The sequence below is a fragment of the Inquilinus sp. CAU 1745 genome (assembly GCF_039839375.1).
GTDB lineage: Bacteria > Pseudomonadota > Alphaproteobacteria > DSM-16000 > Inquilinaceae > JBDOQU01.
On sequence record NZ_JBDOQU010000015.1, the window covers coordinates 44,440 to 68,025 of the forward strand.

A 23,586-nucleotide genomic window follows, 5' to 3' on the forward strand; every position below is an offset into this window, starting at 1 on the left:
GGCGCGGCTATCCATACTCTGTCGGGTCGTTCGAGGCAACCCGATGCCCCTGCCGACGCCCCTGCATATCCGACCCCGGAGAAACGATGATCGCCATGGCCGAGAGCGCCCCCTCCCCCTCCTCAGCGACCCTGGATCCGGACGATGTCGCGCGCTTCGATTCCGTGGCGTCGACATGGTGGGATCCGAACGGACCGTTCAAGCCGCTGCACCGCATGAACCCGGTGCGGCTGGGCTATATCAGGGATCGGGTCTGCGGCCATTTCGGCCGCGATCCCATGGCGCCGTCGCCGTTGGCCGGGCTGGACATCGTCGACGTGGGATGCGGCGGCGGGTTGCTGACCGAACCGATGGCCCGGCTGGGCGCAGAGGCGGTGGGCATCGACGCGGGCGGCGAAGGCGTCGCCGCCGCCAGGAAGCATGCCGAGGAAGGCGGGCTTTCGATCGACTACCGCGTCCAGACCGCCGAGGCGCTGGCGGCGGAGGGGAAGCGGTTCGACGTCGTGCTGGCGCTGGAGATCGTCGAGCATGTCGCCGATCCCGACGCTTTCCTGGAAGCGCTGTCCCGGCTGATGAAGCCGGGCGGCTGCATCGTGATGTCGACGCTGAACCGGACGCCGCGCAGCTTCGCGCTGGCGATCGTCGGGGCGGAATACCTGCTGCGCTGGGTGCCGCGCGGGACTCATCGCTGGCGGCAGTTCGTCCGGCCTTCGGAACTGGCGGCGGGCCTGCGCCGCCACGGCATCGCGGCCGACGATGTCAGCGGCATGGTCCTGGACCCGCTGCGCGGGGAGTGGCGGCTCGCCCCCCGGAACCTGGAGGTGAACTACATCCTGTTCGGGCGGAGGGGCTAAAGTTCAGGAATCCGTGCGCGCCGGCCAGGGGATGCGGGCGAAGCCGACGCCCTCATCCTCCAACTCGCGGGCCTGGCTGTCCGTCGCCTCGCCATAGATGTCGCGATGATCGGCCTCGCCGTAATGGATGCGGCGCGCCTCCTCGGCGAACCGGTCGCCGACATAGTCGAACTTCTCCTCGATGGTCCGGCGCACCTCCGTCATCTGACGGTTCGCCTGGGCCATCAGCGCGGCCACCTTCCGCTCCCGTGCCGAGGAGGACCCGCCCTTGACGATGCGCGGCGCCATGGGGGCCTTGGCGATCTGCGTGTCGCCGCAGACCGGGCAGGAGATGGCGCCGCCCGCCGCCTGGGCGTCATAGGCGGCGCCATCCTTGAACCAGGCTTCGAAACGATGGCCGTCCGGGCACCGCAGGTTGAAGAGTATCATCGCTTGCGTTGTTTCCATGGGAGCGCCGGCGGTTCCGGCGCTGTCGCTACGCTGTAGAAATATGATGAAGAAACGGTAACGGCAATGAAAACGCCGCTTCACATTCCCTCACCCTGGGTTGTCCGGTTCGCGCCGCTCGTCCGGCGGGACGGTCCGGTGCTGGATTTGGCGTGCGGCAATGGCCGCCATCTGCGGCATTTCGCCGGGCTCGGCCATCCGGTCGTGGGGGTCGACATCGACGTGCGCGGCCTTGCCGATCTGGAGGGCCGGGAAGGCATCGAGATCGTGCTGGCGGACCTGGAAGGCGGGCCCTGGCCCTTCGGGTTGCGCCGGTTTTCCGCAATCATCGTGACCAACTACCTCCACCGCCCGCTGCTGCCGGCGCTGATCGACGCCGTGGAGCCGGGCGGGCTGCTGCTTTACGAGACCTTCGCGGAAGGGAACGAACGGTTCGGCCGGCCTTCGAGCCCCGCATACCTGCTGAAAAGCGGGGAGCTTCTGGACGCCGTGGCCGGAAAGCTTCAGGTTCTGGCGTTCGAGCAGGGGGAGGTATCCTCCCCCAAGGCGGCGGTGGTGCAGCGATTGGCGGCAATCGACGCCGCCGATCCCCGGCCGCTGCCGGCCGGCTGACGGCGATTTCTGGAAGGACGGAGCGGAAACGATGGCGACACTCTCCTGGGGCATCCTCAGCACCGCGAATATCGGGCTGGCGAAGGTCATCCCGGCGATGCAGAAGGGCAAGCATTGCCGGATCGACGCCATCGCCTCGCGCGACATCGCGACGGCGCGGAAGGCGGCCGACCGGCTGGGCGTCGTCAGGGCCTATGGCAGCTACGAGGAGTTGCTGGCCGATCCGGATATCGACGCGATCTACAACCCGCTGCCCAACCATCTGCACGTCCCCTGGACGGTGAAGGCGGCGGAGGCCGGTAAGCATGTGCTGTGCGAGAAGCCGATCGCGATGACGGCGGAGGAGGCCGAGACGCTGATCGCCGTGCGCGACCGGACCGGCGTCAGGATCCAGGAAGCCTTCATGGTCCGGACGCACCCGCAATGGCTGAAGGTCCGCGACCTGGTCGCCGGGGGCGCGGTGGGCGAATTGCGGGCGATCCAGGGCTTCTTCAGCTATTTCAACGACGATCCGGCGAACATCCGCAACATGGCCGATATCGGCGGCGGCGGGATGCTGGACATCGGCTGCTATCCGGTGACCACCGCCCGCTTCGTGACCGGGGCGGAGCCGACGCGCGTCACCGCGATGATCGACCGCGATCCTTCGACCGGGATCGACCGGCTGGGCAGCGCGCTGATGGATTTCCCCGGTGTGCAGGCCAGCTTCGTCTATTCCACCCAGGCCCTGCCCCACCAGCGGATGCGGTTCGTCGGGACCAGCGGAATGGTGGAGGTGGAAATCCCGTTCAACGCGCCGCCCGACCGCCCCTGCCGAGTGACGGTCGACCGCGTGGGCTCGGTCTTCGGCGAGGAGGTCGAGACGATCGAGCTGTCTACCGTCGACCAGTATACGGTCGCCGGCGACGCCTTCAGCCGCGCCATCCTGGAGGACACGCCCCAGCCGGTGCCGCTGGAGGATTCCATCCTGAACATGCGCGTGCTGGATGCGCTCTTCCGGTCCGCCGAGTCGGGCGTATGGGAAAAGCCCTAGGGAGGGGCAGGAAACTTGACGCAAGCGACGCATCGCGTGGCCGTGGACGCAGCGCCGGAACTGGTGTGGGAACTGCTGGTCGACCGGGTGGAGGAGCCCGAGCGGTTCATGGAAGGGGTGGAATCCATCGCCATCCTGGACCGGTCGGACAATGCCGTCCTGCGGGAGATGACCGTCAACGGCACGGCCGTCAGGGAATGGATCAGGATCGACGAATCGGGCTGGGAAATCACCTTCACCCTGGTCGACGACCCGCTCTACGAGGGCACGACGGTTCATCGGGTGGAGGTCGACTATCCGGCGACGACGGCGATGCTGATCTTCTCCATGGATTGGGAGCCGCTGGACGCCGACGTTCCCGACGACCCGACCCTGGCCGAACGCACCGTCCGCGCGGCGGCGCTCTACACCAAGGCGCTGGCGGAACAGCGGGCGAAGAAGGGGTGACTGGCGATCGCGCCGGCTGAAGAAAACGCCCCTCACCCAACCCTCTCCCCGGCGGGGAGAGGGCTTACTTTTCACCCTCGCCCCTCAGGGGAGAGGGAGGGGCCCGCGAAGCGGGAGGGTGAGGGGTCTTTTGGTTACTCCAGCCCACCATACTCCCGATCATGCCTTAGCGCCGGAACACGTTTCCTCGCCTCCGCCACGGCGTCGAGGTCGAGGTCGGCGGGGATGAAGCCGACATCTTCCCCGGCGTCGGCCAGGATTTCGCCCCAGGGGGCGACGATCAGGGAATGGCCGTAGGTCCGCCTTCCCTGGTCATGGGTTCCGGTCTGGGCCGGGGCGATGACGAAGCAGCCGGTCTCGATCGCCCGAGCGCGCAGCAGGACGTGCCAATGGGCCTGTCCGGTCGGCACGGTGAAGGCGGCCGGCACGGTGATGATCGAAGCGCCCGCCTGCGCCAGCGCGCGATAGAGATAGGCGAAGCGGACATCGTAGCAGATGGTCATGCCGAGCCCGCCCCACGGCGTCTCCACCAGCACCGCCTGGTCGCCGGGGCGGAAGGTCGCGCTTTCGCGGTAGCTCTCGCCGCCCGGCAGATCGACATCGAACATGTGGATCTTGTCGTATGTCGCGACGATCCGCCCTTCCGCGTCGAAAAGGAAGCTGCGGTTGGCGACCCGCCCTTCCCCCAGCGAGACGGCTAAGGAGCCGGCGAGGATCATCGCCCCCGTCTCCCGCGCCAGATCGGCGAAGAAGGGCACGGCCGGATGGTCGTCCTGCGGCCGCGCGCGCTCCAGCACCTTGGCGCGGCCCTGGACGATCATCGAGACGTTCTCCGGCAGGGCGATCAGCTCCGCGCCTGAATCCCGCGCCCGCCGGACCAGATCGCCGGCGGCCGTGAGGTTCGGTTCGATCTCCGGCCCGGCATTGACCTGGACGCAGGCGACCCTGACGGCGCTCATGATTGCGTTCCCTTCAGCAGCGGATCGAGCCCCCCGGCATCATGCAGCGCATAGAGATCGTCGCAGCCGCCGACATGGATATCGCCGATGAAGATCTGCGGCACGGTGTTGCGTCCGCCGGCGCGGTCCCGCATCTCCTGCCGGCGCGAGGGATCGCGGCCGACATCGATCTCCTGGAACGCCACGCCCTTGTCGGTCAGGAGTCGCTTGGCCATGGCGCAATAGCCGCAGAGGCTGGTCGAATAGATTGTGACGGAAGGCATATGTCCTCTCCCGGATGGGAAGCCCCATCACAGCACCGGACGCTGCACCCGGGCAAGAGCAAGCACGCCGACCTCCGCCGCGCCGGCGCGCTTCAGCACGAGGGCGCATTCCTCCACCGTCGCGCCGGTCGTCAGCACATCGTCGACCAGCAGGACGGAACGGCCCTTGACGGAATCGGCGAAATCCGGCCGCACGGCGAACGCCCCGCGCACGTTCCGCGCCCGGCCCGACCGGCTGCGCCCCGCCTGGGTGGGGGTGGCGCGACGCCGCGCCAGCAGCGCCGGCTCCACCGGCTTCCCCGCCAGCCTGCCGATGGCGAGCGCCAGCAGGGCCGACTGGTTGTAGCGCCGCCGCCACAGCCGCCAGCGGTGCAGCGGCACAGGCGCGATCATGTCAGCCCGGGCGATGGCGTCCGCCCCGGCCCGCGCCATCCAGCCGGCGAAGGCGGCGGCCGCGTGAAGCTGGTCGCCATGCTTGAATCCCAGCACCAGCCCCCGGCTGGCATCGTCATAGGCCAGGGCGGCGCGAGCCATGTCGAAGGCCGGCCGCGCCCGGATGCAGGCCCCGCACAGCGCCTCGCCCCCGACATCGTAATCGAAGGGCGCGCCGCAGCAGGCGCAGCGCGGATGATCGATGAAGGTGAGGCCGGACCAGCAGGTAACGCAGAGGCCGCCCGTGGCCTCCACCGTCTCTCCGCAGCCGAGGCAGCGGGGCGGCAGCACGGCGTCGAGCGCCATCCGTCCGGCGAGCCGGAAGATAGCCGGGAGGCGGGCGGTTGGGGTGGGGGCGGGGGTGGCTTCTGGGGTGGCGGTTTCGGTCATGGCGGCCGAAGGCTGGCATGGGCGCGGCCGATCGGCAATATTGCGCGCCCCCGCCGAAGGACCATATCGACGCAATGTCCCTTGTTTCCGACAGCATGACCGTGTTCGACCGGCGAGCCGTCCGCCGCCATCGCGACCGCGCGGCCGCGGCGATCGGGGAGTTCGGCTTCCTGACCGGTCATGTGGGCGACCAGATCCTGGACCGGCTGGACGATGTGCGGCGGGATTTCCGCGACGTGCTGGAGATCGGCGGCCGGGACGGCGCGCTGTCGCGGCGGCTGGTCGGGCGGAAGGGCATAGAGCGCTCAATCTCCTGCGACCTGTCGCCGGCCATGGCGCGGCTGGCGGAGAACGGGGTGGCGGCCGACGAGGAGGCGCTGCCCTTCGCGCCGGGGGCCTTCGACCTGGTGGTCAGCAATCTGTCGCTGCACTGGACGAACGACCTGCCGGGCGCGCTGATCCAGGGGGCCCGAGTCCTGAAACCGGACGGGCTGCTGCTGGCGACCCTGCTGGGCGGCGACACGCTCCACGAGTTGCGCCGCGCAATGATGGAGGCGGAGATGGAGGTCGCGGGCGGCGTCAGCCCGCGCATATCCCCCTTCACGGAGGTTCGGGACGCGGGCGGGCTGCTTCAGCGCGCCGGCTTCGCCCTGCCCGTGGTCGACAGCGACATTGTGACCGTCACCTACGAGAACGCCTTCCGGCTGATCGCCGATCTGCGCGGCATGGGCGAGACCCAGGCGAACCTGAACCGCGATCCACGCCCGCCGGGCCGAGCCTTCTGGCCCGCCGTCGCCCGGCATTATCATGAGATGTTCGGCCGCCCCGACGGCCGCATTCCGGCGACCTTCCAGATCATCACGCTGACCGGCTGGGCGCCCCATGAAAGCCAGCAGAAGCCGCTGCGCCCCGGCAGCGCCGAATCCCGCCTGGCCGATGCGCTGGGCGCCGAGGAACGGCGGCTTCCGGACAGGCCCCTCTAGCCCTCGCTTTCCTCCAGCAGCCGGGTCAGCTCCGCGAAAGGCATCGGTCTGGCGTAGAACCAGCCTTGCGCGTACTGCACGCCATTCTCCTTCAGGAATCGTGCCTGGGCTTCGGTTTCCACCCCTTCGGCGATCATCGCGAGGCCAAGGGCCCTGGCCATCGCGATGATGTGCACGATGACCTGGCTGGTCGCCGCCTCCTGCCCGATCGTGTCGACGAAAGACTTGTCGATCTTCAGATAGTCGAGTTCGAACGTCGTCAGGTAGGAGAGGCTGGAATAGCCGGTGCCGAAATCGTCGATCGCCACGCTGACGCCGAGCGCCCGCAGATCGCGGACGATCTGCCTGGAGGAGTCCGCCTTGAGGAACCCGCGCTCCGTCGCCTCCAGCAGAAGGCTGGCCGGCGCGATGCCCGCGTCACGGAGGGTATCGCGCAGATTGTCGACCATGTCCGGTGCCTGGAGGTCTTCGGAGGACAGGTTGATGCCGATATGGAAATGCGGGTTCCGGCGCAGGAGGCCCGCCGCTTCGCCGGCGACCAGTTCCATCACCCGTTGCGTCACGCGCCGGATCAGCCCGGCTTCCTCGGCCTCCGGGATGAACAGGTCGGGCCGCACCGTCTCGCCGTCCCGCCGCCACCGGACCAGCGCCTCCGCCCCCACCCAGCGGGCGGTTTCCAGTTCGACGATCGGCTGGTAGTGGACGAAGAACTCATTCCTTCGCAGGCCGCTCCGCAGCATCGCCGGAAGGGAAAGCTGCTGCCGCGCCAGGGCGAAGACCGCGAAAGCGAGAAGCAGCCCGGCGATTCCCCCGACGGGCGCCAGAACCATAGCCAGCGCGCGTGCGCTTTCAGTCAGGTACGCCGCCGGCGCCGCCACATAGGCCGCGTGATCGTAGAACCGTGACCGGGCGACCGCGACCACATGCCGACCGTCGAAGAAGACGGTGTCATGCGCGTCCCCCAGCGCCTCGATCCATTCCGGCCTGAACTCGCCTCGTCCTAGAATGGGTTCGCCTGTGCTCGCCGTCACGACCCCGAGCGACACGTCCGGTCGCCGCAGGGGAACGTCCAGCGGCGCGTCGCGATGCACGATGGCGGCGTATCCGCTTGCCGCGTCGGCGGCGATCGTGAATGCGACGCCGGGGGTGATCGACAGTTCGACGGAGGCGCGCATGGCGATCCCCGTCGCATCGACATGGTCCGGCGGCCCGATCGGGAACCGCTCGCCATGGCGTCCCAGGGACGAGCAGACGAGCCGATCGGCGTCGACATATCCGACGGCCTGAAGAAGGCTCGAAATCATGTCGATCTGACGCATCAGCGCGATGTTTTCCGCAGAGCAGGGAGTGGCCGCCTCGGTGGCGCGGAGTCTTATGAACGCCGTGCCCATCTGGTCGCTGATCCGGTCGCTGCGCTGGAGCACTTCGCCGGCCAGCAGTGCGACGCGGGCCATTTCCTCCTCGACGCTCCCTTCCCGCGCCAGATGAAGGGCGACCATGATCGGAAGCGCGATCGCCGCCAGCCCTGTCACCAGCGCGATCACGATGGCCGTGCGCCTGCTCAAGCATCCCCCCTTAATGAGCATCCGATCATGCGGCGAAATACTACCTAAAATAGCATCGGTTGCGAAGCAGGCATGACGCGGCATCCGATATTGCCAATTGGCAGTAATTTCTTATATCTTTGCCAAAGGAGAATCGTCATGGCCGTCCTGCTGCCGATCGACACGTCCCAGCGCGATTTCGTCCCCTCGCCGGTCACCGAAGAGGAAGCGGCGGCGATGTTTCGGGCGGGCGCCAACCTGTTCCGGCTATGGGGGGTGACCGACGAGCAGGCGGCGGCGCTGCTGGACCTGCCGGTCAGGACCTATCGCCGCTGGAAGGCGGGCGCCATCGGACGGATGGGCAGGGACGGGAAGGCCCGGCTGTCGAACCTGATGGGCATCCACAAGGCGCTGCGCATCATCTTCCGTGAGCGCCAGCGCGGCTATGGCTGGATCAAGGCCCCCAACACGGCGTTCGGCGGCCGGTCGGCGCTGGAGGTGATGCTGGGCGGCGAACTGACGGACCTGATGCGGGTTCGCCGCTATCTGGACGCCGAGCGGGGCGGCTGGTGATCGATCCCGCCTCCGTCCCGTCCTCCGAAATTGACTGGCCGGAGGCGGTCCGGATCATCCGCAGCGCCTTCCCGCCCATCGACCTGTTCGAGGACATTGCCGACCCGGCCGACTGGCCGCTGATCCTGTCGGCTGAGCAGAAGACGAACCCTCGGCTGATGGAAACGATCGGGAACCTCGACATGGTGCCGGAGGCGCGTCGCGTCGCCGGGCCGGGAGCCAGTTTCCTGATGGCGTCCTTCACCCATGCCAGCCCCGACCGGCCGAGCCGGTTCACCGACGGGAGCTATGGCGTGCTCTATGCCGGAGACGGGTTCGAGACCGCCCTGTTCGAGACCATCCGCCATCACAGCCGGTTCATGGCCCGCACGAACGAGCCGGCGGGATGGACATCCCAGTTCCGGGAGATCGCGGTGTCGGTGACGGCGCGTCTGCACGATATCCGCGGCGGCGACCCCGCCCACGCGCAGGTGCTGGACCCCGACGACTACGCCCCGGCCCAGCGGCTGGGCGCCGCGCTGCGAACCGCCGGATCGGACGGGCTGGTCTATCCGAGCGTCCGGCGGGAGGGCGGCGAATGCGTCGGCCTGTTCCATCCCGACCTCGCCGCCGATCCCGTGCAGGGACGGCATCTCGACTATCACTGGGACGGGGAGCGTGTGGATTTCTACCGCGATGCGGGGACGGGGCAGGTTTACGGGATCGTTTGAATTTCACCCTCGCCCCTCGTGGGAGAGGGAGGGGCCCGTCCGCGTAGCGGATGGGAGGGTGAGGGGGGAAAATCCTCCCGACCATCACGCCGGCGGGACGAAACTACCCCCTCACCCAACCCTCTCCCACGAGGGGAGAGGGCTTTTCACAGAAAATCCAGCAGCATCGCGACCAGCGGCTTGTCGGCCGGGGGCATGGGGTAGTCGCGGAGCTTCGTGGGGCGCACCCAGGCCAGGCGCTGGCCTTCATGCGGGTGGGGCGCGCCTTCCCATTTGCGGCAGAGATAGAGCGGCATCAGCAGGTGGAATTTCTCATAGGCGTGGGAGGCGAAGGTGAAGGGCGCGAGGCAGCTTTCCTGCGTGTCGATCCCCAACTCCTCCCGCAATTCGCGGATGAGCGCGGACTCAGGCGTCTCGCCTGGATCGACCTTGCCGCCGGGGAATTCCCAGAGGCCGGCCATCTCCTTGCCCTCCGGCCGGTCGGCCAGCAACACCCGCCCGTCGGAATCGATCAGCGCCACGGCGGCGACCAGAATGATCGGCTTCATTGCGCGGCCGCCGCCAGATAGTCGTTTCGCTCCAGCGCCATCCTGGGGCAGCGGACGGTCCGGTTCAGCGCCGCGAAATTCGTTTCGCGGAAGCCGTCGGGCATCAGCCCCGCCTTGCTGAGGACGTTGAGCGACCGGACATTCTCCGGCAAATAGGTCGCCCACAGCCGGTCGAGCCCCAGATCCTCGAAGGCGAAGGAGACCATCGCGCGCGCGGCCTCCGCCCCATAGCCCTTGCCCCAATGATCCCGGCCGAACCAGTAGCCGATTTCACCCGCCGCCTCGCGCGGGTCGGCGCGGACGCCCATATGCCCGACCATCCGCTCGCCCTCCCGCTCCGTCACGACGAACTGATAGTCGCGGCGGTCCCGCCAGTCGCGGCCGGTCTGGTGGATCCATTCCACCGCGTCGCGCTCCGTATAGGGGAACGGCACCTGGGCCAGCCAGCGCGCGACCTCCCAATCGTTCAGAAGCTCCGCGATCGGCCGGGCGTCGGTGCGGACATGCCGGCGCAGCACGAGCCTGCCGGTCTCCAGCCGCTGGCGCAGCGCTGAGACGCGATCAACTGCGGTAATCGGCATTGATCGAGATATATCCGTGGGTGAGGTCGCAGGTCCAGACCGTCGCCGCGCCTTCGCCGACGCCGAGATCGACCGCGATGTCGATTTCCGCGCCCTTCATGTGGGCGGCGACCGGCGCTTCGTCATAGTCCGGCACGCGCTGGCCCAGGCTGGTGATCTCGACCCCGCCGATGCCGATCGACAGCCTGTCGCGGTCCGCCTTCTCCCCGGCCTTGCCGACCGCCATGACGATACGGCCCCAATTGGCGTCCTCCCCCGCGATGGCGGTCTTGACGAGGGGCGAGTTGGCGATGGCGAGACCGACGATCCTGGCCGAGCGGTCCGATTCCGCGCCGGTGACGGCGATGGTGACGAACTTGTGCGCGCCCTCCCCGTCCTTCACCACCTGGTGGGCAAGGTCGATCATCAATTCATCCAGCGCGCGCCTGAAATCCTCCAGCCTGGGATCGTCGGCCCGGTCGGCCGGCGCGTGCCCGGCCTTCCCGGTGGCGGCCAGCAGCAGCGTGTCGCTGGTCGAGGTGTCGCCGTCGACCGTGATCGCGTTGAAGGACCGATCCGCCGCCGCCGTCAGCAGTTCCTGAAGGGCGGGGGCGGCGATGGCGGCGTCGGTGAAGGCGAAGGCCAGCATCGTCGCCATGTCCGGCGCGATCATGCCCGACCCCTTGGCGATGCCACAGAGCGTGACCGTCACGCCGTCGATGGTCGCCGTCCGGGTTGCGCCCTTGGGGAAAGTGTCGGTGGTGCAGATCGCGTCGGCCGCGTCGAGCCAGTCGCCGGGCGCGGCCGCCTCCGCCACCGCCGGCAGCCGGGCGCCGATCGCGTCCGGCCCCAGCGGCTCGCCTATGACGCCCGTCGATGCGATGAATACCTCATGCGGGGCGCAACCGGCGAACCGGGTGGCGGCCGCCACCGTCTCCTCCACCGTCCGGTCGCCGGCATTGCCGGTGAAGGCGTTGGAGTTGCCGGAATTGGCGACGATCAGCCGCGCCGATCCGCGTTTGAGCGCCTGCCGGCACCATTCGACCGGGGCCGATGCGCAGCGGGAGCGGGTGAGCACGCCCGCGATCGTCGCGCCCGGGTCGAGCAGCGCCACGAACAGGTCCTTCGTCCCGTTCTTCTTGAGCCCCACGGCCTTGCCGGCGACGCGCACACCGTCGATCGGCGGCAGGTCGGGAAAACGGTCGGGGGCGAGGGGCGAGCGGGCAAGGGCCATCGAAAGGGAAGCTCCGAAAACGCGAACGGTCCGTCCGCTTTAAGCCGAAGGCCCTGTCCGGGGCAAGATGATCGTGGATCGGCGTCGACGATGGCTCAAGGAACCGCAGGATGCCTCAGAAGCCGAAAGTGCATCGCTCATAAGCGTCCGACGCCTCGGCGATGGCATAGATCGCGACCCCGGCGACGAGGGATGTCGCCACGCAGATCGCGACCGCCCAAAGAAACGGTTTGAAGGTCTCCCGAAAGGCCGCGTGGATCAGGATGGCGAGGAGGGCGATCGGCATGGCGAGCAGGAGCGGCTGAACCAACGGCATCGCCATCAGGCCAAGCATCGCCCAATCCGCGCCGCCATCATGGGCGCAGGCCGCGATGTAGTAGCCGGCAGTGGGCGGGTAAAACGCGACCACGGCGAGAACGACGCAGACGATGATTTTGGCGGCGGACCCGATGAGGCGGAGAATCTGGGTTCGAGCCATCTGGTTCAGCCTTCCATCCGGAGTCGCGAAAGCCCGGCGCGAGGGCCGGGCTTTCCGTTGGAGATCAATGGCGGTTTATTCCGCCGGCGCTTCTTCCTCACCCTCCGCCGGGGCTTCTTCCTCGCCTTCGGCGGGGAGGGGTTCGCCGTCGGGGCCGAAGATGACAATCTCCGCGTCGGCGCGCAGCTCCGCCACGATCTCCTGGATCGCCCCCTGGGTCAGGTCGCCTTCGAGCTGCGGGCGGACCTCTTCCAGCGAAGGCTGCTCGGAGAGGCGCTTTTCCTCGACCTTGATGACGTGCCAGCCGAACTGGGTCTCCACCGGCTCCTCGCTGACGGTTCCGGGCTCCATCGCGAAGGCGGCCGCGCCGAACGGCTCGACCATCTGCTCCTGGCGGAAATATCCCAGGTCGCCGCCGCTCGTGCCGTTGCCGTCGGTGGAGTTCTCGTTGGCCAGCGTGGCGAAGTCAGCGCCGTCCTCAAGCTGCTGGATCAGCGCCTCGGCCTCCTCCTTCGTCTCAACCAGGATGTGGCGCGCATGCACCTCCTCGGCCGGCGGGTTCTCCTCCAGATATTGCTGATAGGCCTCATCCACCGCCTCGTCGGTGATCCGCTCCTCAATCTCCCGGCTCAGCCAGACATCCTGGACGATGCGGCGTTCGGCGTCGGCCAGACGCTCCTGCACCTCCTCGCTGTCCTCCAGCCCTTCGGCGTAGCCCTGCTCCGAAATCAGCAGGCCGGTCGCAAGCTGGTCGGCCAGCATCGGCACCACCATCTGCGGCGGCATCTGGCGAAGCTGCGGCGGCAGGTTCTGCATCGCCGCCATCACCTCGCTCTCATAGATCGGCTCGCCATTCACTTCGGCGACGACCCGGTCCTCGGCCGGCTCCTCCGAGGAGGCCGCGGCATCGTCCTGGGCGATGGCCGGAGTCCAGCCCGCGAGGGCGAGCGTCAGCGCGGCGGCGCCGGCGGCGCTGCGCAATGCGTGGAGAGACATGGGAGGCTTCTATCCTTTCGAAACGGTCGTGAATCAGCAACCGATGATCCGGCGGGCATCCAGCCCGGTCGGCGCTTCATAGAACACAGCTTTGCGGCGGCCACAAGGCGCGGCGAGCCTACGCCGGGGCCGAATCGCCACAGCATCCCGCGCCGTTCCGACCCTGGCTTTCCAGCCACCTGTCCCTCGGCTTGCAGCTTGCCGGGCGCGGGGCAAGGGCGACATGGACGCGGCTATCGACGATTTCCGGCGAACCGGCCTTGTAGAGCCGCATCGGCGCGATCCCGTCGCTGACCTCGAAAGTCAGCTTCGCGTCGGCCTCCAGCGCCACATGGTCGGAGACCTTGGTGATGATGGCCTTGAACTTCCCGGCCGGCATGTGCTGGCGAGGCTGTTCGTCCACATCCCATAGCTGGACGAAGATCTCCGGCCAGGCTTCGGGATTGGCCCCGCAATCCAGCGCGGAGAACCGGGCGGCCTTCACCTCCGTCACATGGTAGCCCGGCCGCACCGGCCTGCCGTCATAGAGGAAGACCAGAGGCTTGTCGGAATGGTCGGCGAGGAAGCCAAGCAATTCACCGATCGAGATGTCGTCCGGACGCGGCAGGCTGGCGATTTCGGGGTTGTCGGCATCGATCATTTGTCGTACTCCTTAGTTCGATAATTTTAGGATTATTGAAATATGGATGAAAAGCAAGCCCTGATGGCGTTCGGCGCGATGGCGCAGGAAACCAGACTGCGGATCCTCCGCCTGCTGGTCCGGGCGGGGCCGGAGGGCATGGCCGCCGGCGCGATCGCCGAGACGGCGGGCGTCTCCCCCTCCAACGTCTCCTTCCATCTGAAGGAGATCCAGCGGGCCGGCCTGGCGGCGGCGCGGCGGGATTCCCGGTCGATCATCTATTGCGCGGAGTACGAAGCGCTGAGCGGCCTTATCCGGTTCCTGATGGAGGATTGCTGCGCCGGCCGGCCGGAAATCTGCGCCCCGCCCTCCGCCCCTCTCCCTGCCTGACGGAAGCCTGAGCACGCCCATGTCCATCTTTGAACGGTACCTCACCCTCTGGGTCGCGCTCTGCATCGTCGCGGGGGTCGCCCTCGGCCATCTGGTCCCCGATTTCTTCCGGGCGGCGGGCGCGATGGAGGTCGCCAAGGTCAACATCCCCGTCGCCCTGCTGATCTGGCTGATGGTCGTGCCGATGCTGCTGCGCATCGATTTCGCGGCGCTCCGCAAGGTCGGCGCGCACTGGCGCGGCATCGGCGTGACCCTGTTCATCAACTGGGCGATCAAGCCATTCTCCATGGCGCTGCTGGGCTGGCTGTTCATCGGCTGGCTGTTCCGGCCCTACCTGCCGGAGGCGCAGATCGATTCCTACATCGCCGGGCTGATCATCCTGGCCGCCGCGCCCTGCACCGCCATGGTGTTCGTCTGGTCGAACCTGACGCGGGGGGAACCGCACTTCACCCTGTCGCAGGTGGCGCTGAACGACGCGATCATGGTCGTGGCCTTCGCGCCGATCGTCGGGCTTCTGCTCGGCCTGTCGGCGATCACGGTGCCGTGGGGGACGCTCGTCCTGTCGGTCGCGCTCTATATCGTCATCCCCGTGATCGCGGCCCAGCTCCTGCGCCTCCGCCTGCTCGCGGCGGGCGGACAGGCGGCGCTGGACCGGCTGCTGAAGGCGCTGCAGCCCCTGTCGCTCGTCGCGCTGCTGGCGACGCTGGTCCTGCTGTTCGGTTTCCAGGGGGAGCAGATCCTGGCCCAGCCCATGGTGATCGCGCTGCTGGCGGTCCCGATCCTGATCCAGGTCTACTTCACCTCCGGTCTCGCCTACCTGCTGAACCGGGCGGCGGGCGAACGGCATTGCGTGGCCGGCCCTTCGGCGCTGATCGGGGCGTCGAACTTCTTCGAACTGGCCGTCGCCGCCGCGATCAGCCTGTTCGGCTTCACCTCCGGAGCCGCGCTGGCGACCGTCGTCGGCGTGCTGGTGGAGGTTCCGGTCATGCTGTCGGTGGTCTGGATCGTCAACCGCAGCCGGGGATGGTACGAACGGGGAATCGCTGTCGATTCCACTAGCGAAGCGTGAAGAGGACCAGTGCGATGGGTGTCACCATCTATCACAACCCCGCCTGCGGAACGTCGCGCAACACGCTGGCGCTCATCCGCGATGCGGGAATCGAGCCGACGGTCGTGGAATATCTGAAGACGCCGCCGGAGCGGGACGCGCTGAAGAAGATGATCGCCGATGCCGGCCTGACCGTCCGCGAGGCGATCCGCGAGAAGGGCACGCCTTATGCGGAGCTGGGCCTCGACGATCCGGCGCTGACCGACGACCGGCTTCTGGACGCCATGCTGGAACACCCGATCCTGATCAACCGGCCGTTCGTCGTCACGTCCGAGGGCACGCGGCTCTGCCGACCGTCGGAAGCCGTCCTGGATATCCTGCCGCAGCCCCGTAAGTAGGCAAGCGGATTCCGGACGATCATGGCAGCCGATCCCCCCGGCGAGCCGGCCGCCGCGCCCATGCCGCACGGCCGGCGCATCCTCGTCGCGCTGGGGATCACCCAGATTCTGGCCTGGGGGACCTCCTTCTATCTGCTGACCGTCCTCGCCGGGCCGATCGCCGAGGATACGGGCTGGCCGCTGACCTTCGTCGTCGGCGGCTTCTCCGCCGCCCTTCTGGTGTCGGGACTGGCCGCGCCCAAGGTCGGGCGGCTGATCGCCCGGCATGGCGGGCGCGGCGTGCTGGCCGGCGGGGCGGCGCTGATGGGCGCGGGGCTGGCGCTGCTGGGCCTCTCCCCGACCCTGCCGGTCTTCCTGGCCGGCTGGCTGATCATCGGCCTCGCCATGAGCGCCAGCCTCTACGATCCCGCCTTCTCCACGCTGGGGAGCCTCTATGGCAAGGCGGCGCGGCGGCCGATCACCACGCTCACCCTCTTCGGCGGCTTCGCCAGCACGGTCTGCTGGCCGCTGTCGGCCTGGCTGGTCGAGACGGTGGGGTGGCGCGGAACCTGCCTCGCCTACGCGGCGATCCAGATCGGCCTGTCGCTGCCGCTGCTTCTCTCCTGTCTGCCGAGGAAAGCCGCCGCTCCGCCACCGCCGAACGGAACCGCCGCGCGGCCGGCCGGCTCACCGGACCTGTCGCCGCGAGGGCGTAGGATGTTCCTCCTGCTGGCGGCCGCGCTGGTCATCGCCGGGATCATCGCCACCACCATGTCGGTCCATCTGATCGCCCTGCTGGACGCCAGGGGCGTCGCGCTGGCGGCGGCCGTGTCGATGGGGATGCTGATCGGCCCCTCGCAGGTCGGCGGCCGGCTGTTCGAGATCGCCTTCGGCCGCCACTATCATCCGATCCGGACCCTCACGGCCGCCGCCATCCTGGGCGCAACGGGCATCCTCCTGCTCTATTCCGGCCTCTCGATACCGGCGCTGGCGCTCGTCTTCTACGGGTCCGGGCTGGGCATCTGGACCATCGCACGGGGCGCGCTGCCGCTGGCGCTCTTCGGTCCCGGCGATTATCCGGTGCTGATGGGCAGGCTGGCGATGCCGACCCTGGTCGCCCAGGCGCTGGCGCCTTCGGCCGGCGCCTTCCTGATCGACCGGGGCGGGGCGGAGGCGGTCTTCGTCATGGTCGCCGGGCTGGCGGCGGCCAATCTCTGCGTCGTGCTGACGCTGGCGATCCTGCATGCCCGGTGGGGCGACCCGGCATAGGGCGACTTGCCCTTATTTCGCGCCTTGGCCCGATCTCCAGATGTAGTATAAGCGGGGCCATGGCGCGCCCACCCCTTGAGATTCTCCAGACGATCTTCGGCTATGACCGGTTCCGCGGCGAGCAGGCGGAGATCATCGACCATGTGATTTCCGGCGGCGATGCGCTGGTGCTGATGCCGACCGGCGGCGGCAAGTCGCTCTGCTATCAGATCCCCGCGCTGGCGCGGGACGGCGTGGGCGTGGTGGTCAGCCCGCTGATCGCGCTGATGCAGGACCAGGTGGAGGCGCTGCGGCAGTTGGGCGTCCGCGCGGCGGCGCTGAATTCCAGCCTGGGCGCGGATGAGGCGCGGGAGACCTACCGGCGGCTATATGCGGGCGAGCTGGACCTGCTCTATGTCGCGCCGGAAAGGCTGCTGGGCAACGGGCTGCTGGACCGGCTGGCCGACTGTCGGATCGCGCTCTTCGCCATCGACGAGGCGCATTGCGTCTCCCAATGGGGGCATGATTTCCGGCCCGACTACCTCCAGCTTTCGATCCTGCACGACCGCTTCCCGACCGTGCCGCGCGTGGCGCTGACCGCGACGGCCGACGGGCCGACCCGGAAGGACATCGTCGAAAGGCTGCGGCTGGACGATCCGGATCGGCACAGCCGGACCTTCGTCGCCGGGTTCGACCGGCCGAACATCCGCTATCGGGTGACGCCGAAGAATAGCGCGCGGACGCAGCTTCTGGCCTTCCTGGAGGCCGAGCACAAGAACGAGAGCGGCATCGTCTATTGCATGTCGCGCAACAAGGTGGATGAGACGGCCTCCTGGCTGCGGGAGAAGGGCTGGACCGCCCTGCCCTACCATGCGGGATTGCCGGCGGAGACCCGCGCCGCCCATCAGGACCGCTTCCTGAAGGAGGAAGGGGTGGTGATGGTGGCGACCATCGCCTTCGGCATGGGCATCGACAAGCCCGATGTCCGCTTCGTCGCCCATCTGGACCTGCCCAAGAGCCTGGAGGCCTATTACCAGGAGACCGGCCGCGCCGGGCGCGACGGGCTGCCGTCGAACGCCTGGATGGCCTACGGGCTGGAGGATGTGGCGAAGCTCCGACAATTGATGGAAGGGTCCGAGGCGCCGGAAGCCCAGCGGCGGATAGAACGGCGGAAGCTGGACGCCCTGCTGGGCTATTGCGAGACGACCCGCTGCCGCCGGCAGGTGCTGCTGGAATATTTCGGCGACCGCGGCGACCCCTGCGGGAACTGCGACACCTGCCTGGAGCCGGTGGAGAGCTATGACGGCACGGTGGAGGCGCAGAAGGCGCTGTCGGCCGTCTATCGCACCGGCCAACGGTTCGGCGCGGCCCATGTCATCGACGTGCTGATGGGCGCGGAGACGGAGAAGGTGCGCACCGTCGGCCATGACCGGCTGACAGTCCACGGCGTCGGCCGGGATATCGGCCGCGATTCCTGGAAATCCGTCTTCCGGCAGCTAGTCGCCCACGGCCTTCTGGTGACCGACATCGAAGGGCATGGCGGGCTGCGGCTGGCGGAGGAATGCCGGGCGATCCTGCGCGGGGACCAGCGGGTGGAGTTCCGCCGCGATCCGCGCGCGAAAGTGGGGCGGGGCGGCGAGTCCGGCCGGTCGCGCGCCCATCTGGTCGATCCAGCCGACGAGACGCTGTTTCAGGCGCTGCGCCGGCGGCGGATGGAACTGGCGAAGGAGCAGGGCGTGCCGCCCTACGTCATCTTCCACGATTCCACGCTGATCGAGATCGCGCGGGACAAACCGCGCGATTATAACGACATGGCCCGTCTGCCCGGCGTCGGCCGGGCGAAGCTGGACCGCTACGGCGCGGCCTTCCTCGAGGTGGTGGCGGGACGGTAGAAGCGTTCCGCCGGTCAGATGCCGGCTGCGTCCTCATAGAGATCGAGCGCGGCCATCAGTTCCGTCTTCAGCGACTGGAAACGCTGGGAATCGCGGCGGCGCGGACGCGGGTCGGAGAGTTGCAGGACGTTGTGGATGCGGCCGGGGCGGCTGCGCATCACCACCACCCGGTCGCTGAGCGCCAGCGCCTCCTCCAGATCGTGCGTCACGAAAACCATGGTCAACGCCCCGCCCTCCCAGATCTTCAGAAGATGGTCCTGGAGGGTGAGCCGGGTGAAGCTGTCCAGCGCGCTGAACGGTTCGTCCAGCAGGAGGATGGAGGGCCGGCGGACCAGCGCGCGGGCAATCGCCACGCGCTGCGCCATGCCGCCGGAAAGCTGTCGCGGATAGGCCTCGGCGAAGTCGGAGAGGCCGACGCGGGCCAGCGTCTCCCGGGCACGGCGCGCCTGTTCGGGCTTCGGCAAGCCGGCGATGCCGAAGGTCACGTTCTGCGTCACCGTCAGCCAGGGCATCAGGCGCGGTTCCTGGAAGATCATGCCGACCGAAGGCGACGGTTCGGCCACGGGCGCGCCGTCCACCACCACCCGTCCGCCGGTCGGGTGGTCCAGCCCCGCCAGCAGGCGCAGCAGCGTGGATTTCCCGCAGCCGCTGGTGCCGACGATCCCCAGTATCTCCCCTTCCCCGACGGTCAGGTCGACGCCGTCGAGCGCCAGCGTGCCATTGGGAAATCGTTTCACGAGGCCTTCAAGGCTGAGCATCGGGCTTTCCCTCCTTCATGCCGCCGAAGCTGTCGCGCCAGCGCAGCATCCGGCGTTCGCAGAGCGCCAGCAGCGCGTCCGTCGCCTTGCCGATCAGCGCGAAGAGGATCAGCGCGGCGATGATCTGGGCCGGCCGGCCGGTCATCTGGCCGTCGAACATCAGGAAGCCCAGCCCCTTGCTGGCGCCCATCAGTTCCGCCGCGATCACGAACATCCAGCCGAGCGCCAGACCGGACCGGGCGCCGATGAAGAAGGCGGGCAGCGTCGCCGGCAGCAGGATGCGCCGGACGATGGCGAGCCGGGAGAAGCCCATCACCCGCCCGACCTCGACCAGCTTGCGGTCGACATCCTGGATGCCGCTCATGAGCGCAAGGTAGATCGGGAAGAAGACGCCGACCGCGATCAGGGTGATCTTGGACGCCTCGAAGATGCCGAACCACAGGATGAAGAGCGGCACCCAGGCCAGCGACGGCACCGCCTTCAGCGCCTGGAGGGTCGGGTCGAGCAGTGCGCGGGCGGTGCGGGAATAGCCGGTCAGCGCGCCGAAGAAAGTCGCCGCCGCCAGCCCCGCGCCGAACCCGAGGACGACCCGCCAGAGCGTGATCCCGATATGCTGGAAGAGATCCCCCTGCTCAAGCTGGTAGCGGAGTTCGTCCAGCACCGCCGAGGGGCCGGGCAACAGGGTCGGATCGAACAATCCGGCGCGCGACAGCCCTTCCCACAGAAGGACGATAGCAACCGGCACGATCCAGCCCTTCAGCGACCCGCCCGGCCGGAACCGCCGGCGCGCGCCGGCGGCGGGGGCCGGCCGGACGCGCCCGGCGGTGTCGACGCCGGCGGAGTCGGCGCTGGCCGTCACCGTTGCGCCTGCTGCCGCTCCACCGCCCGTTCGGCGTAGGAGGAATCGATCAGGTCGTCGACCAGCGCGGCGATATCGGCATCGGGCCGGATCAGCCCGATCTCCTGCAAGGTCTCGCCCACCGCCTGCCAGTTCACCGCATGGCCCTCGCCGATCACCGGATCGGGGTAGAGCGTGCGTTCGGAAAGCTGGCGTTCGGCCACGGCCTCGTCCAGCCGGGTGGCGGCGATCAGGATGTCCCGGACCTCGTCGGGATTCTCCAGAGCGTACCGGCGGCCCCGCTCATAGACCTCCAGCACCCGCTCCGTCAGTTCGGGATTCTCCTCGGCGAAATCCTCGCGGACATTGAGCACGCCATAGGAGTTGAAGTCGGTGTTGCGGTAGAAGAGGATCGCGTCATTCTCCAGCTCCACCTGCGCCATGTGCGGGTCCAGCCCCGCCCAGGCGTCGACCGATCCCTGGACCAGCGCGCGGGCGCCGTCGGGATGCTGGAGCAGCACGACCTCCAGATCGTCCTCGCTCAGCCCCGCCTCGTTCAGCGCGCGCAGGAGGAAGAGGTGGGGATCGGTGCCGCGGGTGACGGCGACGCGCCGCCCGGCCAGATCATCCACCGAATCGATGCCGGTATCCGGTCGGGTGACCAGTGCTGTCCATTCCGGCTGGGAATAGATGTAGACGGCGTTGATCGGATTGCCGTTGGCGCGCCCCAGCAGCGCCGCGCCGCCGGCGGTGGAGCCGAAATCGACGCTGCCGCCCCGGAGGAACTCCAGCGCCTTGTTGGAGCCGAGGCTGAGCACCCAGGCGATGTCGATATCCTCGGCCGCGAACTCCTCCTCCAGCCAGCCCTTTTCCTTCAGGAGCAGGCTGACCGGGTTGTAATAGGCGTAGTCGATGGCGATGCGGTCGGTCTCCGCATTGGCGGAACCGGCGAGGCCTACGGCCAGGAGGGCGGCAAGCGCGCCGGCGACGGACCGGGCATGGGCGGAACGGGTGGACATGGGCAAAGCTTCCCCTTCGTTGCGGCGCCCGGACCTCCCGGCGCGCCAGTGGCGTCAACGAGGTTCCAAGCGGGGAAGAAGCCGGACCGAAGGAAGCATGGAGGCGGATTCCGCGACCTGTCTTCCGAGGTCCGAGCGGTTCCATTGCCCCGCTCGCTTTAGCTGCATTTATCGAGCGCCCGCAAGCTGAACCTCAAATCGGCGCTGTGGAAAAACTATAAGAGCGAAATTAGTACGTCAAATAGATAATTTTACCAATTTGTTTTGTTTTTTGGTCATTCCGGACTTGATCCGGAATCCATAGGCCCTCTCCGCCATCACCGACGGCGAGGAACCGGGCGCGGTCCGGGCGGCCATCAATGCCGTATGGATGCTGGATCAAGTCCAGCATGACGGTCTCTTCCTGGAGAGACTTAAGCTCCCGACTTCTCAGCCCGCCGCCGCTTTCAGCTCCACCGTCACGTCCACGCCGCCCTTGAGGGTCTGGTAGACCACGCAATAGCGCTCCGTCAGCTTCAGCAGGCTGGCTTGCTTGTCCGGATCGAGGTCGGCGTCGAGGTCGAAGGTGAGGCGGATGGCGGAGAAGCCGACCGGCGCTTCCCGATCGACGCCAAGCGTGCCGCGGAAGTCGAGGTCACCCTCCGCCCGAACCGCCCCGCCATTGACCGGCAGGTCGAGCGCCGTGGCGACCGCCTTCAGCGTCACGCCGGCGCAGGCGACCAGCGCCTCCAGCAGCATGTCGCCTGAGCAGAGGGAGAGGCCGTCGCCGCCGGTCGCCGGATGCAGCCCCGCCTCCACCATCGTACGGCCGGTCTGGACGGAGCAGACGACCCCTTCGCCGAGCTGGCCCGAGGCCTTCAGCGTCAGCCGCGCCGCGTCCGGCGCATCGCGATAGCGCGCCTTGAGCGGGGCCTGGAGGGATTTCAACGCGGCGGAATCCATCTTTCTTCTCCCAAAAATAAACTTCGGCTATTCGGATGAAATCCTCAAAGCCCCTAGCACCTTAAATCTCATGGCGGCTATCTGGAGAACTACGGCCACAAGCAACCGTCAAGATTGCGACAAGCCATATGCAGGAAAACCACCACGTCTGCCAGAAGCCATAGCTGAGTGAGGCGATTGTCAATGTGGCGGAGGCCGCGACCAATGCCGACGCCTTGGAACTTCTGGACCAACCCGACAAACAAATCCGCCAAAGTGACCAAAGCGCAATCGAGAGGCAAAGGATTGCCCCCGGCAACCCCAGTTCCACGCGCCATTGAAGAGCCGCGTTATGCGGATGATGAGGCACTTTTCCGAACCCGGCCGGCACTGGATAGGATAGCTGGGGCATTTCCTGCAACGCCGGCCCGGGAGGAAGATAATGGGCCGCGTCAAATCCCCAGCCCAGGAACGGCCTTGCACCGATGGCGTCGTTCGTAAATCCCCAGATAATCAGGCGGTGAAGTCCTGAGGAGCCAATCCACGGGGCCATCTGGTGAATTTTGGAGACGAAGGCGTCACTGAATGACGCAAGGGGCATCAAAAAAATCATTGTCGCCAATGCGAGACCGATCATGGCAGCGACGGTCTTCGGAAAAAATAACGCGGCGGGCAGTACGACGATGCTTACCGCCAAAGCTAGTTTGGTTGCTTCGTTACCGATTGCGACGACAACGATGGTCATAAACAGGCCGATCGCAATGCCCGTTCGTCTACGGCCCTGGTCGAACAAACCCACGATGATCGGGCAGGCGATCAGCATGACAACAGTCGCCCCGTTACGATAATCCGCCACTGGAAAAGAACCGGAATAGTTCATGATCGCCAGTACGGCCAAACCGGCGATGGCAATCGATATGCCGGACGCGGCGTAGTAAAGAACCCGTCGCCTTGCTTCCACGCGGAGGATGAGAGCGGATCCAAGCAGTACCAGCCCCATGGCCTCAACGGCCAGGAATTTCCATATTTCACTTCGGCTCTGTTGTGAATTTACCGACCAGACTGAACTGGCCGCCGCCCATAGGCTGAGGACTATGAGGAGAACAATCAATGGACGGAGCGATCTTGCATCCACCGCAACGCGCGGATTTGCGGCGATGGCTATCACACCGCCGACAATCAGGAGCGCCGCCACACCCAGATGCGCCGCAACGGCGAGCGGCGAGACGATCAGAAACAGGAAAGCGGGTAGTTTTTCCGCTACAACATCACCCTGGGCAGGAGCAAGGCGCGGGAGTTTGTCGGTAACTGACATGGATAAACTGCTTGTCGTGCTTCGGGGATAAACCGAGTCCAGATCGAGGATGTCCCCGCCTCTGTCGCGGCTGGATTTCAGCTTCCTATCGGCTAAAC

General features: G+C 67.5%; 29 protein-coding genes. 12 read left to right on the forward strand and 17 right to left on the reverse strand.

The window, feature by feature from the left end; genetic code table 11:
• The first annotated feature begins 95 nt into the window (after positions 1-95).
• Complete coding sequence (gene ubiG / locus AAFN89_RS16285) at positions 96-854, forward strand: bifunctional 2-polyprenyl-6-hydroxyphenol methylase/3-demethylubiquinol 3-O-methyltransferase UbiG (protein WP_347540321.1); 759 nt, start codon at positions 96-98, stop codon at positions 852-854.
• 3 nt (positions 855-857) lie between these two features.
• On the opposite strand, the gene AAFN89_RS16290 is transcribed toward ubiG, so the two are convergent.
• Entirely contained in the window at positions 858-1,301 is a 444-nt protein-coding gene (locus AAFN89_RS16290; protein WP_347540208.1) for a DUF1178 family protein, read from the reverse strand.
• A gap of 66 nt (positions 1,302-1,367) precedes the next feature.
• On the opposite strand from AAFN89_RS16290, the gene AAFN89_RS16295 reads away from it, so the two are divergent.
• Genes AAFN89_RS16295 through AAFN89_RS16305 form a run of 3 tightly spaced genes read left to right on the forward strand, consistent with a single transcriptional unit; the run spans position 1,368 to position 3,393 of the window.
• Complete coding sequence (locus AAFN89_RS16295) at positions 1,368-1,913, forward strand: methyltransferase domain-containing protein (protein ID WP_347540210.1); 546 nt, start codon at positions 1,368-1,370, stop codon at positions 1,911-1,913.
• A 31-nt stretch (positions 1,914-1,944) separates the two neighbouring features.
• A complete protein-coding gene (locus AAFN89_RS16300) occupies positions 1,945-2,946 on the forward strand; it encodes a Gfo/Idh/MocA family oxidoreductase (RefSeq protein ID WP_347540212.1) in 1,002 nt (333 codons plus the stop codon).
• Positions 2,947-2,961: 15 nt separating this feature from the next.
• Positions 2,962-3,393, forward strand: a complete 432-nt coding sequence (locus AAFN89_RS16305) for an AtaL-like protein (RefSeq protein WP_347540213.1) — start codon at positions 2,962-2,964, stop codon at positions 3,391-3,393.
• Positions 3,394-3,527: 134 nt separating this feature from the next.
• Here the strand turns inward: AAFN89_RS16305 and AAFN89_RS16310 are convergent, their stop codons facing one another.
• The 3 genes from AAFN89_RS16310 to AAFN89_RS16320 are packed head-to-tail and all read right to left on the reverse strand — an operon-like array spanning position 3,528 to position 5,353.
• The gene (locus AAFN89_RS16310) at positions 3,528-4,352 is read right to left on the reverse strand and encodes a carbon-nitrogen hydrolase family protein (RefSeq protein ID WP_347540214.1); all 825 of its coding nucleotides are present in this window, start codon (positions 4,350-4,352) and stop codon (positions 3,528-3,530) included.
• Positions 4,349-4,615: a glutaredoxin 3 gene (grxC, locus tag AAFN89_RS16315; RefSeq protein ID WP_347540216.1), complete on the reverse strand. Its 267-nt coding sequence runs from the start codon at positions 4,613-4,615 to the stop codon at positions 4,349-4,351. Before grxC ends, AAFN89_RS16310 begins: the two co-directional genes overlap by 4 nt.
• A 27-nt stretch (positions 4,616-4,642) precedes the next feature.
• Positions 4,643-5,353, reverse strand: coding sequence for a ComF family protein (locus tag AAFN89_RS16320; protein ID WP_347540218.1), 711 nt, complete (start codon positions 5,351-5,353; stop codon positions 4,643-4,645).
• Positions 5,354-5,454: 101 nt separating this feature from the next.
• Here AAFN89_RS16320 and AAFN89_RS16325 point away from each other — a divergent pair, with 101 nt between their 5' ends.
• On the forward strand, positions 5,455-6,420 hold the full coding sequence (locus tag AAFN89_RS16325; protein ID WP_347540219.1) for a methyltransferase domain-containing protein: 966 nt from the start codon (positions 5,455-5,457) through the stop codon (positions 6,418-6,420).
• On the opposite strand, the gene AAFN89_RS16330 is transcribed toward AAFN89_RS16325, so the two are convergent.
• On the reverse strand, positions 6,417-7,985 hold the full coding sequence (locus tag AAFN89_RS16330) for an EAL domain-containing protein (RefSeq protein ID WP_347540221.1): 1,569 nt from the start codon (positions 7,983-7,985) through the stop codon (positions 6,417-6,419). The two genes, AAFN89_RS16325 and AAFN89_RS16330, sit on opposite strands and share 4 nt — an antisense overlap.
• 138 nt (positions 7,986-8,123) lie before the next feature.
• Here AAFN89_RS16330 and AAFN89_RS16335 point away from each other — a divergent pair, with 138 nt between their 5' ends.
• Together AAFN89_RS16335 and AAFN89_RS16340 are read left to right on the forward strand one after the other, a co-directional pair.
• Complete coding sequence (locus tag AAFN89_RS16335) at positions 8,124-8,537, forward strand: MbcA/ParS/Xre antitoxin family protein (RefSeq protein ID WP_347540222.1); 414 nt, start codon at positions 8,124-8,126, stop codon at positions 8,535-8,537.
• A complete protein-coding gene (locus AAFN89_RS16340; protein WP_347540223.1) occupies positions 8,534-9,247 on the forward strand; it encodes an RES family NAD+ phosphorylase in 714 nt (237 codons plus the stop codon). Before AAFN89_RS16335 ends, AAFN89_RS16340 begins: the two co-directional genes overlap by 4 nt.
• A gap of 146 nt (positions 9,248-9,393) precedes the next feature.
• Here the strand turns inward: AAFN89_RS16340 and mutT are convergent, their stop codons facing one another.
• From mutT to AAFN89_RS16370, 6 genes are all read right to left on the reverse strand, one after another.
• Positions 9,394-9,795: an 8-oxo-dGTP diphosphatase MutT gene (gene mutT, locus AAFN89_RS16345; RefSeq protein ID WP_347540224.1), complete on the reverse strand. Its 402-nt coding sequence runs from the start codon at positions 9,793-9,795 to the stop codon at positions 9,394-9,396.
• Positions 9,792-10,376: a GNAT family N-acetyltransferase gene (locus AAFN89_RS16350; RefSeq protein ID WP_347540225.1), complete on the reverse strand. Its 585-nt coding sequence runs from the start codon at positions 10,374-10,376 to the stop codon at positions 9,792-9,794. The genes mutT and AAFN89_RS16350 overlap by 4 nt, the downstream gene beginning before the upstream one ends.
• Positions 10,357-11,589 carry a bifunctional glutamate N-acetyltransferase/amino-acid acetyltransferase ArgJ gene (gene argJ, locus AAFN89_RS16355; RefSeq protein WP_347540226.1) on the reverse strand — a complete coding sequence of 411 codons (1,233 nt, stop codon included), beginning with the start codon at positions 11,587-11,589 and terminating at the stop codon, positions 10,357-10,359. Before argJ ends, AAFN89_RS16350 begins: the two co-directional genes overlap by 20 nt.
• Positions 11,590-11,704: 115 nt before the next feature.
• The gene (locus AAFN89_RS16360) at positions 11,705-12,067 is read right to left on the reverse strand and encodes a hypothetical protein (protein WP_347540227.1); all 363 of its coding nucleotides are present in this window, start codon (positions 12,065-12,067) and stop codon (positions 11,705-11,707) included.
• A 75-nt stretch (positions 12,068-12,142) separates the two neighbouring features.
• Positions 12,143-13,063, reverse strand: coding sequence for a peptidylprolyl isomerase (locus AAFN89_RS16365; protein ID WP_347540228.1), 921 nt, complete (start codon positions 13,061-13,063; stop codon positions 12,143-12,145).
• 118 nt (positions 13,064-13,181) lie between these two features.
• Complete coding sequence (locus tag AAFN89_RS16370) at positions 13,182-13,703, reverse strand: DUF6428 family protein (RefSeq protein WP_347540230.1); 522 nt, start codon at positions 13,701-13,703, stop codon at positions 13,182-13,184.
• Positions 13,704-13,745: 42 nt separating this feature from the next.
• Here AAFN89_RS16370 and AAFN89_RS16375 point away from each other — a divergent pair, with 42 nt between their 5' ends.
• Genes AAFN89_RS16375 through recQ form a run of 5 tightly spaced genes read left to right on the forward strand, consistent with a single transcriptional unit; the run spans position 13,746 to position 18,637 of the window.
• Positions 13,746-14,072, forward strand: a complete 327-nt coding sequence (locus tag AAFN89_RS16375) for a metalloregulator ArsR/SmtB family transcription factor (protein ID WP_347540231.1) — start codon at positions 13,746-13,748, stop codon at positions 14,070-14,072.
• Positions 14,073-14,091: 19 nt separating this feature from the next.
• Positions 14,092-15,141, forward strand: a complete 1,050-nt coding sequence (arsB, locus tag AAFN89_RS16380; protein ID WP_347540232.1) for an ACR3 family arsenite efflux transporter — start codon at positions 14,092-14,094, stop codon at positions 15,139-15,141.
• Positions 15,142-15,155: 14 nt separating this feature from the next.
• Positions 15,156-15,518, forward strand: a complete 363-nt coding sequence (gene arsC / locus AAFN89_RS16385) for an arsenate reductase (glutaredoxin) (RefSeq protein WP_347540233.1) — start codon at positions 15,156-15,158, stop codon at positions 15,516-15,518.
• Positions 15,519-15,539: 21 nt separating this feature from the next.
• Positions 15,540-16,766, forward strand: a complete 1,227-nt coding sequence (locus tag AAFN89_RS16390) for an MFS transporter (protein ID WP_347540235.1) — start codon at positions 15,540-15,542, stop codon at positions 16,764-16,766.
• A gap of 59 nt (positions 16,767-16,825) precedes the next feature.
• A complete protein-coding gene (recQ, locus tag AAFN89_RS16395) occupies positions 16,826-18,637 on the forward strand; it encodes a DNA helicase RecQ (protein ID WP_347540236.1) in 1,812 nt (603 codons plus the stop codon).
• 14 nt (positions 18,638-18,651) lie between these two features.
• On the opposite strand, the gene AAFN89_RS16400 is transcribed toward recQ, so the two are convergent.
• The 6 genes from AAFN89_RS16400 to AAFN89_RS16425 all read right to left on the reverse strand — a co-directional run bounded on the left by AAFN89_RS16400 (position 18,652) and on the right by AAFN89_RS16425 (position 23,488).
• On the reverse strand, positions 18,652-19,395 hold the full coding sequence (locus AAFN89_RS16400; protein ID WP_347540237.1) for an ABC transporter ATP-binding protein: 744 nt from the start codon (positions 19,393-19,395) through the stop codon (positions 18,652-18,654).
• Entirely contained in the window at positions 19,382-20,254 is an 873-nt protein-coding gene (locus tag AAFN89_RS16405) for an ABC transporter permease (RefSeq protein WP_347540239.1), read from the reverse strand. Before AAFN89_RS16405 ends, AAFN89_RS16400 begins: the two co-directional genes overlap by 14 nt.
• A complete protein-coding gene (locus AAFN89_RS16410; protein WP_347540241.1) occupies positions 20,251-21,252 on the reverse strand; it encodes an aliphatic sulfonate ABC transporter substrate-binding protein in 1,002 nt (333 codons plus the stop codon). Before AAFN89_RS16410 ends, AAFN89_RS16405 begins: the two co-directional genes overlap by 4 nt.
• A gap of 229 nt (positions 21,253-21,481) precedes the next feature.
• The gene (locus tag AAFN89_RS16415; protein ID WP_347540242.1) at positions 21,482-21,643 is read right to left on the reverse strand and encodes a hypothetical protein; all 162 of its coding nucleotides are present in this window, start codon (positions 21,641-21,643) and stop codon (positions 21,482-21,484) included.
• A gap of 38 nt (positions 21,644-21,681) precedes the next feature.
• Positions 21,682-22,194, reverse strand: coding sequence for an OsmC family protein (locus tag AAFN89_RS16420; RefSeq protein WP_347540243.1), 513 nt, complete (start codon positions 22,192-22,194; stop codon positions 21,682-21,684).
• Positions 22,195-22,255: 61 nt separating this feature from the next.
• The gene (locus AAFN89_RS16425; protein WP_347540245.1) at positions 22,256-23,488 is read right to left on the reverse strand and encodes an O-antigen ligase family protein; all 1,233 of its coding nucleotides are present in this window, start codon (positions 23,486-23,488) and stop codon (positions 22,256-22,258) included.
• Positions 23,489-23,586: the final 98 nt, after the last annotated feature.